A 13,229-nucleotide genomic window follows, 5' to 3' on the forward strand; every position below is an offset into this window, starting at 1 on the left:
CGCCGGGTGGAGTGATGCGTTTCTTCTCAGCCTTCTCAATAACTTAGCCAACCCTTAGGTCAAACGCGATTGCCCTGACCACAGGCTGACGCACTTACTTCATAATCGCGAAATAAGTCAAAAATCGAGGTGCCCTTAATATGAATCATGTTGCCAAACATCCGTTAAAGTATAAATAATAAGCTCGGAAAAACAGTGCTCATTCACTTGATCGGAAAAAACGTGAATATAAATATCAAGGACCTTTCACTAAAAGAACTCAAGCAGCTTCGCAAAGACGTGGAAACCGCAATCGAGAATTTCGATGCAAACCTGCGGGCAGAAGCCCTTGTCGAACTTGAAGCAAAGGCAAAGGCCATGGGCTTTACTCTGGCTGAACTGACCGGCGGAAAACCCCGGCGGACAAAGGTTGCACCAAAATACCGCAACCCGCAGAACCCCGATGAAACCTGGACCGGACGCGGTCGCAGACCTAAATGGTTCGAGGCCGCATTGGCCAATGGCGCGAACATCGACGACTTTCTGATTTAATCCTCGGAAAACCTGCATTTATCGCCAGTGACATGTAAAACGGGTCCGGCCGGAAGCCATTCCAGCCGGACCCGTTTTATTTCGGATATCAATGCACGGCTTACAAATACAAAAGCGGGCCGGCGGTTTGGTGCGCGAACCCGCCTGCACCATTCCGTTACGCCTTGGATTCTGTCGCCCGCCACCATAAACAGTCATGCCAAGGCCCGTGCGCCCTGCGCAGGGGCCACCAAGACCCAAACAACCGACAGGCCCGACATGCACCCCAATCAAGACCCGATCCGCCGAATTCCCGCCCTGATCGCCTCCGAGATCAGCGCCCGACCCGATCAGGTCATCGCCGCTATTGGCCTGTTGGACGGCGGTTCTACCGTGCCGTTCATCTCTCGCTATCGCAAAGAGGCGACAGGCGGGTTGGACGACACGCAACTGCGGACGCTGGCGGACCGTTTGGGATATCTGCGCGATCTGGAAGCGCGCCGCGCGACGATCCTTGGGTCGATCCGCGAGCAGGGCAAGCTGACGGATATCCTGGAAACCCGCATTGCCGCTGTTGTGACCAAGGCCGAACTGGAAGACATCTATCTGCCGTTCAAGCCAAAGCGGCGCACACGCGCCATGATCGCCCGTGAAAACGGGCTGGATCCTTTGGCACAGGCCATTCTGGCAGACCGCAGCGCCGTTCCGGCAGACCTTGCCACCGGCTATCTGTCAGACACTGTTGCCGATGCCAAAGCCGCCCTTGAAGGCGCCCGCGACATCATTGCCGAAGGGCTGGCTGAAAATGCCGATCTGTTATCGCGCCTTCGGACCTACCTGCGCGACAACGCCCGCGTCAATGCGCGGGTGATCGAGGGGCAAGAGGCGGCAGGGGCCAAGTATTCCGATTATTTCGCCCAGTCAGAGGCATGGGCAAAACTGCCCGGCCACCGTGCACTTGCCATGTTCCGCGGTGCCCGCGAGGGGTTTCTGTCCGTCGATCTGGAGGCAGAGGCAGACCCAGCCGAGGCGATGGTGCGCGCGGTCATCGGGGTGAACAGCCGCGCGGCGGGTGATCTGTGGCTGGCGGATGCCTGCGGCTGGACATGGCGGGTCAAACTGCGCACCACGCTGACAATCGACCTGTTGTCGGACCTGCGCAAGCGGTCCGAGGAAGAGGCGATTCAGGTCTTTGCGCGCAACCTCAAGGACCTATTGCTTGCGGCACCTGCGGGTAGCCGCACAACCATCGGGCTGGACCCGGGTATCCGCACCGGCGTCAAGGTGGCGGTGGTGGATGGCACCGGCAAACTTGTCGAAACGGCGACCGTCTATCCGTTCCAGCCAAAGAACGACCTGCGCGGGGCACAGGCGGTTCTGGCCGCGCTGATCGTCAGGCACAAGGCAGAGCTGATCGCGATCGGCAATGGCACCGCCAGCCGTGAAACCGAACGCCTTGTGGCGGATGTGCTGTCCTCGCTTGATGGCAACAAGCCCACCAAGGTGATCGTGTCCGAGGCGGGCGCATCGGTCTATTCGGCCTCGGCGCTTGCCGCTGCGGAATTTCCCGACCTTGACGTTTCGTTGCGCGGTGCCGCCTCTATCGCGCGGCGATTGCAAGACCCGCTGGCCGAACTGGTCAAGATCGAACCGAAATCCATCGGTGTCGGCCAGTATCAGCATGACGTCGACCAATCGCGCCTGAACCGGTCGCTGGATGCCGTGGTAGAGGATGCGGTGAACGCAGTGGGGGTGGACCTGAACACCGCCTCTGCGCCCCTTCTGGCGCGCGTGGCGGGCATCGGCGATACGCTGGCCGAGGCCATCGTCACCCACCGCGATGAAAACGGTGCCTTCAAGGCCCGAAAGGATCTGTTGAAGGTCGCCCGCCTTGGCCCCCGCGCCTTCGAACAATGCGCAGGTTTCCTGCGGATCGCCGGCGGGACAGAGCCGCTGGATGCGTCCAGTGTCCACCCCGAGGCCTACGCCGTTGCCCGCCGCATTATCGCCGCCTGCGGCACCGATCTGCGCAGCCTGATGGCTGATCCGGCCCGGCTTCAGGGGCTTGATGCCGCCGACTTTGTCGATGGCCAGTTCGGCCTGCCCACCGTGCGCGATATCCTGTCAGAGCTGGAAAAACCCGGCCGCGACCCGCGCCCCGGCTTTCAGACGGCCACCTTCACCGACGGGGTTGAAACCATCACCGATCTGCGCGCCGGTATGCTGCTGGAAGGCACCGTCACCAATGTCGCGGCCTTTGGCGCCTTTGTGGATATCGGCGTGCATCAGGACGGCCTGGTGCATGTCAGCCAGCTTGCCGACCGGTTCGTCAAAGACCCGCACGAGGTGGTCAAGGCGGGCGATGTCGTGAAGGTGCGTGTGGTCGAGGTGGATGTGCCACGCAAACGCATCGGTCTGACGATGCGCAAGGACGGCGGGGCCGATGCGCCGAAAGCAGAAAAAGCGGCGCCGGCAAAGCCTGCCCGGTCCGGTCAGCGCAAAGGCCCTGATACGCCATCCAAACCGGCCCCGAAACCGTCACCCCCGACCGAACCCGGCGGGCTTGGCGCCGCACTGCTGGAGGCGATGAAGCGCAAATAGCCCCCTATCCCGTTTGTCCGCGCGGCCCGTTCCGCAGCCACCGCGAAGTCGGCAAAGCCGCGGTGGCTGCGGAACGCTTTCATCACGGCGGGACTGGAGACCGATAAAAACGGAACTGCGGATATAGTGACCTCTTGCGCGCCCCCCCGGCGTCCTCTATGTCACGTTTACCGCAAGACAATGGCGAGTTGGCGGAGTGGTTACGCAGCGGATTGCAAATCCGTGCACATGAGTTCGATTCTCATACTCGCCTCCAATACCTTCAATGGCGTATTGAATGTTCTGTGGATGTACAAATGTCCATTTTACAGGGCATTTTACAACGACGCTCTTGCGGCGTTCTTCTCGGCCTTCGCAACCAACCCAAAAATATTGTCGATTTTGTCGCCCCCAACCACCGCGTAAATCTCATCCATTTGCGTTGCGTACCGCAAATTCCACCCGAATACGGTTGCAAGTTGCACGGCGTCTGGTCCTGCGTTCAAGAGACTTGCGGTCGCTGTTCCGCGGCAGTCGTGCATGTGCAGGCTTTGGCCCAGCGCCTGTTCAGTAAGACCCGCCTTGGTCTTCCAATGGCTCAGGCGCTGCGAGGAGTGAGGTGGTCAAATATGACATGCGCCGCTACATAAGTCGCAACAGGATCGAGATCATCTTCGGGCGACTGAAGGACTGGCGCAGGATCGCCACGCGCTATGACAGATGCCAAAAGGTCTTCCTCTGAGCCGTCGCCCGCGCAGCCACAGTGATGTTCTGGCTTTCATGAACAATGAGTCTGAAGCCTGAGAACTTCGTCACAATGCACGCCATCGGCTATCGCTACCGCCGGTTTGTCCTTCGACACATCAATCCCGACGTAGATCGTTGGTTGTTCGATGTCATGCCTTTCTCCATCGCAATAGCGCGGCACCTACCGTCATGCGATCAGATTACATGCTGATCAAGGTCGGGCCGCTAAAAGAAAGACATTCGATCTTATGGTTTTCGGCGGGAAGCAGCCAACCTTCGCCTCGCATAATAACCCGTGGGCAACACCCGATGACACGGTTCAGGCCAAGAACCACGACGTCAATCAGGAACAAAGCATCGACACACCCGGCGAGGACGAGATGCTGGGGGACATGATCCAGAACGCCACTCGAGGCCCGAGCAACAGCAGTAAAGGCGGTGGCGAAACGGGTGGCGGACATGGCGGCGGGGGCTGATGCATCCAGCGGCCGATGACGATGCGCGGCCCTGACCGCGCACCCTCTTGCTTGTCTTGCTTGTCAAAAACTGCCGAGCGACCAAAAGAATGTCTCGCCAGAGCTGTCATCGACACCGTCATTGTCGGTGCTTGCCCATGCGGACCCATCGGCAAATATCGCGAGGCCTTCGACCTTGTCCACGACATAGCCGCCATTGGCGCGCAGATCGGGTATCAGGTCGCGGACTTCTTCTTTCGTCACCACAGGCAGTGGGCCGCCCAAGGGTGCGGGCACCAATTGATCGGCCGGGATGCGGAACACTTTCTTGACTTTGGCAGCGGCGCCAATCTGGTTGTCACGCTCGACAACATAGACGCTGTCACCATGCGCAACGATCTCTGACAGGCCGGTCCAGCCGGTGTCTGCGGCAGCCTTGGGGTAGTGAACGGCACCCCATTCTTCGGTGTCGATGTTATAGGATACAAGCTTGACGTGATCTTTTGGATCATCGCCCCACTCGCGCTGCACCGCCATCCAAAGGGTGTTGCCGATCAACGTGATCCCCTCAAATCCGAACCGCGCTTCCACCGCCAGTAATGCAGCGGGCAGGGCAATCTCCTGGCGGATCTGGCCCTTTGCGTTCACGTGGTAGATCGCGTGCGGCACAAGGCGGTCTGTGCGCCCTTCGGACGCAAGCCAAAAGCCGCCCTCGCCATCACGAACGATACCTTCAATATCCAGTTTCTGGGCAGGATAGCCCGCGCGGGTCACGGGCAGGGCATCGACGATCTGCGCCGGTGTCACCTTGGTGTCGATCGTGAAAATTGTGGGCTGGTAGCCGTAGAAGCTGTCATTGACCGCGTAAATCATGCCATTTTCGCCAGCGACCATTCCAGAAATCGCGCCCCAGCCGATCAGGCTGTCCGCCCCTGCAGAGGTCAGTTGCGGATAGGCGGCAGGCGCAGTCTGATACTCGTAAATCATCACGTGACTGCGTGCGCCGCCGTCTTCGATCAGATCCGCCTCATTGGCGGTGACGAACAGGTTGCGAGACGGGATCGCCACGGCCCCCTCTGGTGCAATCCCCGATGGCAGCATTTGCTTAAGGACAGGGGCTGTCGGGTTGCTGACGTCATACACACCCACGACAGAGGCGCGTTCGGCAAGGATAAAGGCATAGGGCGTACCGTCGAAAGTGGCGAACTCCATACCTTCGGGCTCTGCGCCTTTCGCGTCGGACCGTTTGTCCGGATAGTGACCGACCTGAACTATCGCGTGCTCGAAACTGCTGCCCGCCTCGAAGACCACTGTGCCGTCCTTCTTGAAAATCGACCAACCGCGCGCGCCGCCGTCCATGTCGCCTTCGTTGGCGATGGCAAAATGGGTCTCGTCAAGCCATTGAACCCCGTCCGGTTCGCGCAAGCGACCTGTCTGGCTTTCGGTAAACAGAAGCGCCCCGCGTTCATCGACGGTATCGATCCGGTCAAGGTCAACAGCGCCTGCCGAGAAGTGGTGCAGGATCGTCCCTGACTTTGACATGACGACGATGTGGTTGTTTTCCTGCATGGTCACCACAATTTCGTTGGCCGTATTCACGTCGACAAACTCTGGCTCCGGATCTTCGGGCGACACTTCTGCCAATCCGGTCATGTCGATCTTGACCATGCTGTCGCACACAGGTGCGCCGTTCAGGATGTCGAATGTAACGACATAGCCGCCCGGCAATTGCCCGGTGCGTCCGTCACCGGCATTCTCGTCGCGCTCGTTTTCTACTGCAATGACGACAAAGCTGCCATCCGGGGCAATCGCCGTACTATCGGGCTGGCCACCCAGATCACAGGATGCCAGCTCGTCCATCGTGTTGATGTCGAAGACTTTCAATCGGCCAGAGGGGGCGGCGTAACTTTCCGACGTGTTCACGCCGACCATTACGCTGGTGCCGACAATCGAAACGGCTGTCGGCTCTCCGCCGACGTCGATATTGCCTTTGGCAAGCGGCGCGGTGGGATCAGTTATGTCGATCAGGCCGACGACACCAAGGGGGCTGTCGGAATATGCCAATGTCATCCCGTCGCCCGATGCGCTGATGATCTCTGCCGAAGACTCAGCTGTCGGATCAGTATTGTTCGCATGTGTGGCAAAGCTGCTGACACGGTTGAAATTCATGTCTGCCGCCGCCGAGGTTGCCATCAGCGCGATTGTGGATGTCATACTAAGAAGTCTGAACGACATAAGCGTAGTTCCCCAAATGTTTATTATTTGGGAACTCTATGCCGCAGATGATAATCAGATCATGACAGTTTGGAAACAGTTCGATGACAGTCTGTGACCGACCCAGTGCGGCCCGTCACCGAATGCGGACGACGCGGTGCGGGGCTTAGGGTCGACCCCCATGGCAAAGCCATCGGTCGCCATCATGGAGACGAGCGCGGCGGTCGATACGTTGCCCTTCGCCCCCGGTGCGTAAGGGCACCCCGACTGCGCTGTCAAATGTGCATGGCCCCAACGCCAGGGCGGCCCTGGGGTTGTTCCTCGCGGCCCCTGTCGTGTCGTGAATGTGACCGGAAAGGTGCGCGGCGGGAAGGTTGCCGATCGTGCGTTTCGGGGCAGGCTTGGTTGCCGTCTTGTCACCTGTTTTGGCAGCCAGATGTTCCTTCTGCACCTCGACCTCGGAAAGTGCGATGGACAAGTCCTCGAACGCCAGTTGCCGCTCGTCCTCGGACAGCTTTTCCGACCGCTTGCCATGCCCCCCGTGCCAATAAGCGTGAGACAATTGATTGGCTAAAGTTTGCATTTGAGGGCGTAGGAGAACGAACCGATGGTTATGCATCCACAGCCACCACTTTCGCCGGATGCCGGATCTGACGCTGCTTCGCCCACGACATCGCCCGCCCGGCGCGAACGGAACACAAATACGGTGCCCCTTTCGGTGAATGCGATGCATTCACCTGTCGGCAATGGGGGAACGGAACCTTGCGCAGCACCGATGACACCAGCGCCGCCGGGCCATCGTGCCCCTTCCTGAAGTCCACAGGCCGGGGAGACCAGAACCCGAACGCGGTCGATGGAAACATCATGTCGTGGCCGCCAAGGCACACACGATCCCGGCAATGCGCAGGGCTGGAGTGGTCGGGGGCAAGCGCAGGGTGATTTGACCGACACCAAACTCAATGCGTGCATCGGATGAGGTAACAGGCGGTTGCTTGGACTGAACAATATCCGGCACGGTCATCGGCACAAAGTTAAAACCGTCATTCTCGGCTGGCAAAACCAGCCGCCATCGCGACACTCCTTCACAAACGTCAGCCATCGCTGACATCGCAGGTCATGAAAAAGCCTGGAAGGTGGTGGGCGCAATAGAGCAGTGACATCAGCCGCTTGAATGGCCCTTGCGGGTGGCGGTCATTCCGGCTGTCGGCGTCGCAGGGCCTTGCGCACCAGAACGAAGAACAAGGGTACGAAGACAATACCAAGAATTGTCCCCGTGGCTGTCCCGCCCAGCACAGCGGCCCCGACAGCGCGACGCCCCCCCGAGCCGGCACCGGAGGAAAGTACCAGCGGCACAACCCCGAGTGTGAAGGCCAGAGATGTCATGATGATCGGGCGAAAGCGCTGCCGTGCCGCGGCCAGAACGGCGTCGTAAATGTCTTTTCCGTCCTCAACCTGCTCTCGCGCAAATTCCACGATCAGAATGGCGTTTTTGCCCGTCAAACCGATGACGGTCAGCAGACCCACCTGAAAGAACACCCCGTTCTGAAAGCCGAAGTTCCAGGCCGTAAAGAGTGTGCCCAATATCCCGACGGGCATGGCCAGCATGACCGAAAACGGGATTGCCCAGCTTTCATAAAGGGCCGCAAGACAGAAGAAAATCGCTGCGAGCGACAGCGCATAAAGCAACGGGGCCTGAGACCCGGACTCGCGTTCCTCGAGCGACAAACCAGTCCACGCAACGGCGAAACCGGGCATCTGGTCAACAAAACCCTCGATTTCCGCCATGGCTTCGCCTGTGGTCACACCGGCAGCCGGAGCCCCTTGAATCTGCATCGCGGGCATGCCGTTATAGCGGGTGAGGCCTTGTGGGCCATAGACCCAACGTTCGCTGGAAAAGTTGGAAAACGGCACCAGATCACCTGATGCGTTCCGGACACGCCATCTTTGCAGATCCGAGGGCGTCGCACGGGAATTGGCCGCGCCTTGGACATAGACGCGTTTGGTGCGCCCATTGTCGTTGAAGTCGTTCACGTAAGTCCCGGCCATTGCAATGGCAAGTGTGTTGCCCACAGCAGAGGGCGACACACCCATCGCGCCAGCGGCACGCCAATCAATGTCCAGTTTGAACTGGGTCGCATCCTCGAGACCGGAGGGGCGCACGGAAGCGATCAGCGGGCTTTGCGTTGCCATGCCCAGAACCATGTTGCGGGCTTCGAGTAGCTGTTCGTGTGACTGGCCGCTTTGGGCTTGCAGGTAGAAGTCAAAGCCGGAAACGTTGCCAAGTTCGGTCACCGCAGGCGGCACGATCGGAAAGGCCATGGCCTCCTTTATGCCCATCATTGCGGGAAATGCGCGACCGGCAAGGGCCTGAACGGATTGCGCCGGGCTGGGACGGTCTTTCCAGTCCTTCAGTCGGATAAAGGCCAGTCCATTGTTCTGGCCGGCGCCGCTAAAGGAAAATCCCGCAACTGAAAACACAGAGTCAACACTGTCGCTTTCGGTGTTGAGAAAGTGATCCTGAATCTGTTGGGTTGCTTTGAGCGTATTCTCAACGGTGGTGCCAGACGGTCCCTGCACAAGCGCCAGCATGATCCCCTGATCCTCATCAGGCAAAAAGCCCGTGGGCGTTTGCATGAAAAGCCAGACAATGCCGGCACCCATCATCGCATAGACCAACAGCATCCGCAGCGGGCGACGGATCACATAGTTCACGGTCCAGCCGTAACCGCCGGCAAGTTTTTCGAACGCACTGTTGAACAGACCAAAAGGCCCGCGTTTGGTGTGATGGGCATCCTTGCCTTTCAACAACGTCGCACAAAGCGCGGGCGTAAGCGTAAGAGCCACCAGAACGGATAGCATCATGGCAGAGATGATCGTCACCGAGAACTGGCGATAGATCACGCCGGTGGAGCCGCCGAAAAAGGCCATGGGAATAAACACCGCAGACAGCACGAGGGCGATGCCGACCAGCGCGCTGGTGATCTGGTCCATGGATTTGCGGGTCGCTTCGCGTGGCGACAGCCCCTCTTCTTCCATGATCCGCTCGACGTTTTCCACCACAACGATCGCGTCATCGACCAGCAGGCCGATGGCAAGCACCATCGCCAGCATGGTCAACACGTTGATGGTATATCCGAAGGCTCCGAGCACAGCGAATGTCCCAAGAATGACCACGGGCACGGCAAGCGTCGGGATAAGCGTGGCGCGCAGGTTTTGCAGGAACAAAAGCATCACGAAGAACACCAGAACGATCGCCTCGATCAGGGTTTTCTGCACCTCGTTGATAGAGATTTCGATGAACGGCGTGGTGTCATACGGGATAACATAGGTCATGCCCGTTGGAAAAAATTCGGCATAGTCCGCGATCATTTCGCGCACACGCCTTGACGTGTCCAGCGCGTTGGCACCTGGCGCAAGCTGGATCGCCATACCCGAGGCGGGATTACCGTTGAATTTCGCAACGGTCGCATAGTTTTCCGCACCGATCTCTACGCGGGCGACGTCCTCCAGAAGCACCAGACCGCCACCGGTTTCAGATCGCAGGATGATATTGCGGAAATCCTCTGGCGTCTCCAATAGGGATTGCGCCGTGATCGTCGCGGTGAACGCCTGCCCCTCGGGAGAAGGAAGCGAGCCAAAGGAACCTGCCGAGATCTGCGCATTCTGCGCGGCGACGGCTGACACGACGTCAGACGGCGTCATATCGAATGCAGCAAGCTTTGACGGATCAAGCCAGATCCGCATCGCATATTTCGCACCGAACACCTGCGTGCCGCCCACACCTTCGATCCGGCTGAAAGCATCCACGAGGTTGGAGCTGAGATAATCCGACAGGTCGGCCTGATCCATGCTGCCATCTTCGGAGATCACGCCGATGACCATCAGGAAACCCGCCGATGCCTTTTGCACCGTCACACCCTGACGCTGCACTGCCTCGGGCAAAAGCGCGGTCGCCTGTGACAGTTTGTTCTGCACCTGCACCTGTGCGATGTCTGGATCAGTGCCCGTTTCGAACGTCAGTGTGATCGTGGCTGATCCAGACGCGGTCGAGGACGACGACACATAGCGCATTCCGTCCAGACCGGTCATCTGTTGCTCGATGATCTGGGTGACCGTATTGGCCACCGTATCGGCGGACGCGCCCGGATAGGTCGCGCGGATCGCCACGGACGGCGGGGCGATCTGTGGGTATTGCGCCACCGGAAGCGAGTAGATCGACAACAGGCCAATGCCCATGATGAGGATCGAAATCACCCAGGCGAAAACCGGGCGGTCAATAAAAAAGCGGGCCATGGGGTCCTCTCGGAGCTATGCTCAGTTGTTCTCTGCCGAGGCCTTTGCGGCCTCTTGTTCCTGCGGGGTCACTGTCGCACCGGGAGCAGTTTTTTGCAGACCGGCGACAATGACGCGATCCCCGGCGGCGACACCGGCGGTCACGACCCAGTCCGTGCCATGATCGCGCAGGACTGTCAGGGGCCGCTGCTCGACGATATTTGCGGCAGTGACGACCAGCGCCATAGGTTCCCCCCGGCGGTCATGGGTCACGGCCTGTTGTGGCACCAGAATTGCGTTTTCCACAACGCCTTGCGGCATGTCGACTTGAACATACATGCCGGGCAAGAGGAACCCGTCCGGATTGGGAAAGGACAGCCGTAGCACAATGGTGCCCGTATCTTCCTTCACATATGGTTCTGCGGCGGAAAGTTCCCCCTGATATTCATAGATCGTCCCATCGGCGAGCTTGAGTTCAACGATCTGGCCGCGCTTCTCGGCAAAATCGGCGCCCCTGCCAGCCCTGCGCCAGCGCAGCATGTCCGCGGCCGCTTGCGTCACATCAACATGGACCGGGTCCAGCGCACGGATCGTGGTCAATGCGGTGGCCTGCCCCGAGGTCACCAGCGCCCCCTGACTGACGTCGCTCAACCCGGTGACCCCTGCAATCGGCGCACGGATCGTGGTGCGGTCCAGATCAATCTCGGTCGCCAACAATTGGGCTTCTGCAACTTTTACAGTGGCAATCGCAGTGTCCCGGGCAGAGATGGCGTTATCGAAGTTTTGTTGCGACACAACGTTGCGGGCTTTCAATTCCTGTTGCCGGTCGTATTCCCGCTGTGCAGAATTGAGCGCGGCATTCGCCTGCGCAAGCTGCGCCTGTGCCGCTGCTTTTTGCGCCTCGTACGAGGCGGCATCGATCTGGTAAAGGGGATCACCCTTGGCAACCGGACGGCCTTCGGCAAAAAGGCGTTCGCGGATGATGCCGTTCACCTGCGGGCGGACCTCTGCCTCGGACGAGGCAGCAACACGGCCGGGAAGCGGGGCGGTCAACGTGACATCGGCAGCCTTGAGGGTCACAACCGTGACGGCCACGGGCGGGCGGGCATCCTGAGCCGCAGCAGTCAGCGGCGTCAGGCTTGCAGCAAGGACAAGGACGGCTGACAGCCGCGTCAGGGGCGCGAAAAAATAACGGGGCATCGAGGATTGCTCCAATAGATGGGCCGACCCTGCGGATCGGTGGTGAAAAAGTGGGAACTGAGCGATTTTCCGTCCATACAGGAGGCGTACCAAGTATTCTATTGATCCATGATTAAGGAAACAGGATAGTTTTGTAAAGTGCGATTGGCTTGCAAAACATGATGCCCACCGTCAAAAATGGTGGCAGGAGACGATGTTGTGAAAAATATGGAAAACCCCGAGGAAGAGAAGGCGGATTGCTGTGGGAAAGCGCGGCGCGGGCGCCCGCAGCAAATGGACCCGTCTGCCCGAGAGGCTGCAATTCTCGAGGTGGCGGCTCAACTGCTTATGGAGGTGCCGTTCGACGATGTGACCATGGTTGCGATCGCGTGCCGTGCGGGCATGTCGAAACGCACGGTTTATGAACATTTCAAAAGCCGGGAGGAGCTGCTGGTGCGGTCCATCGTGGACATCTCACGCACTATTTTCCTGCCCCTCAACAGCGAGGATACGCAGCGTTCCTTGCGTGACAGGCTGTCACTATTGCTACGGATCAACGCTCCGCCGGGGTGCGAGGCGCATAAGCTGGAGTTTTTGCGGTCGATCATCGCCAAGGCACAGGCCTATCCGGTTCTGGCGCAGCAACTACATGCGAACGGGCGCGGGGTCTTGATTGGCTTCGTCCGCACCGAAATCGAACGGGCAATGGAAAGCGGGGAAATTGTTCTGGCCCCGGCAAACCTGGAAATGGCGGCGGAAATGCTTTTGGACATGGCTTTCGAAAACACACTGACGCGCCTGCTGCACCCCGGATTCCAGCGGCAAGACGATGCCGAAGTCGAACGTCGCCGCGAGTTTGCCATTACCGTATTCCTGCGGGGGTGTGCGCCTTGATGTGGCAGCTTTTCGGGATAGTCTCCGGTACCGCTCAATGATCGTCTCTCTGTTGTCGTGCGAACGGCACCGCGGGGCTTTTGCGCAAGCATTGTGCTTGTTCTGACCTACAGCACCTATAGCAGCGAAAACGACACCGACGACGAGGCAGACCGGCCTGCGTTTGTCGATCTGTTCGAGGACGCAGATTTTCGTGTGCTCGGGGCGCAGGACCTTTCCACAGGTGCATTGCGCGAGGCCCCTGTCACGCTTAAGGACGCGGTCAAAGGCGGCGAGGTCGATCGTGTTGTAATCGTTTTGTCGGGGTATTTCATGGCTGATGCGCGCGATAGCCGGCTATTGGGGCGCGATGCATAGGGCCTGTCGGCCATCACCACA

Annotated in this window: 10 protein-coding genes, 1 tRNA gene and 1 pseudogene; 7 read left to right on the top strand and 5 right to left on the bottom strand. The window is 59.3% G+C overall.

The window, feature by feature from the left end:
- The first annotated feature begins 222 nt into the window (after positions 1 to 222).
- From ACEN2R_RS15825 to ACEN2R_RS15845, 5 genes and pseudogenes are all read left to right on the top strand, one after another.
- Entirely contained in the window at positions 223 to 531 is a 309-nt protein-coding gene (locus tag ACEN2R_RS15825; RefSeq protein WP_442043647.1) for an H-NS histone family protein, read from the top strand.
- A 258-nt stretch (positions 532 to 789) separates the two neighbouring features.
- A complete protein-coding gene (locus tag ACEN2R_RS15830) occupies positions 790 to 3,111 on the top strand; it encodes a Tex family protein (protein WP_442043648.1) in 2,322 nt (773 codons plus the stop codon).
- 182 nt (positions 3,112 to 3,293) lie between these two features.
- Positions 3,294 to 3,367 (top strand) — tRNA-Cys (locus ACEN2R_RS15835).
- 333 nt (positions 3,368 to 3,700) lie between these two features.
- A pseudogene (locus ACEN2R_RS15840) lies at positions 3,701 to 3,832 on the top strand (IS5/IS1182 family transposase); the annotation flags it as partial.
- A 253-nt stretch (positions 3,833 to 4,085) separates the two neighbouring features.
- On the top strand, positions 4,086 to 4,313 hold the full coding sequence (locus ACEN2R_RS15845; RefSeq protein ID WP_442043649.1) for a hypothetical protein: 228 nt from the start codon (positions 4,086 to 4,088) through the stop codon (positions 4,311 to 4,313).
- 63 nt (positions 4,314 to 4,376) lie between these two features.
- Here ACEN2R_RS15845 and ACEN2R_RS15850 read toward each other — a convergent pair whose 3' ends face one another.
- The 5 genes from ACEN2R_RS15850 to ACEN2R_RS15870 form a co-directional block, all read right to left on the bottom strand.
- The gene (locus tag ACEN2R_RS15850; protein ID WP_442043650.1) at positions 4,377 to 6,527 is read right to left on the bottom strand and encodes an esterase-like activity of phytase family protein; all 2,151 of its coding nucleotides are present in this window, start codon (positions 6,525 to 6,527) and stop codon (positions 4,377 to 4,379) included.
- Positions 6,528 to 6,672: 145 nt separating this feature from the next.
- On the bottom strand, positions 6,673 to 7,068 hold the full coding sequence (locus tag ACEN2R_RS15855) for a hypothetical protein (RefSeq protein ID WP_442043651.1): 396 nt from the start codon (positions 7,066 to 7,068) through the stop codon (positions 6,673 to 6,675).
- 300 nt (positions 7,069 to 7,368) lie between these two features.
- The gene (locus ACEN2R_RS15860; protein ID WP_442043652.1) at positions 7,369 to 7,605 is read right to left on the bottom strand and encodes a hypothetical protein; all 237 of its coding nucleotides are present in this window, start codon (positions 7,603 to 7,605) and stop codon (positions 7,369 to 7,371) included.
- Between the two features lie 92 nt (positions 7,606 to 7,697).
- A complete protein-coding gene (locus tag ACEN2R_RS15865) occupies positions 7,698 to 10,799 on the bottom strand; it encodes an efflux RND transporter permease subunit (protein WP_442043653.1) in 3,102 nt (1,033 codons plus the stop codon).
- Positions 10,800 to 10,820: 21 nt separating this feature from the next.
- Complete coding sequence (locus ACEN2R_RS15870) at positions 10,821 to 11,978, bottom strand: efflux RND transporter periplasmic adaptor subunit (protein WP_442043654.1); 1,158 nt, start codon at positions 11,976 to 11,978, stop codon at positions 10,821 to 10,823.
- Positions 11,979 to 12,185: 207 nt separating this feature from the next.
- Here ACEN2R_RS15870 and ACEN2R_RS15875 point away from each other — a divergent pair, with 207 nt between their 5' ends.
- Both ACEN2R_RS15875 and ACEN2R_RS15880 read left to right on the top strand, forming a co-directional pair.
- Complete coding sequence (locus ACEN2R_RS15875) at positions 12,186 to 12,851, top strand: TetR/AcrR family transcriptional regulator (RefSeq protein WP_442043707.1); 666 nt, start codon at positions 12,186 to 12,188, stop codon at positions 12,849 to 12,851.
- Between the two features lie 93 nt (positions 12,852 to 12,944).
- Complete coding sequence (locus tag ACEN2R_RS15880) at positions 12,945 to 13,208, top strand: hypothetical protein (RefSeq protein WP_442043655.1); 264 nt, start codon at positions 12,945 to 12,947, stop codon at positions 13,206 to 13,208.
- Positions 13,209 to 13,229: the final 21 nt, after the last annotated feature.

The organism is Pseudogemmobacter sp. W21_MBD1_M6, from assembly GCF_052119585.1.
Taxonomy (GTDB): Bacteria; Pseudomonadota; Alphaproteobacteria; order Rhodobacterales; family Rhodobacteraceae; genus JBGQOJ01.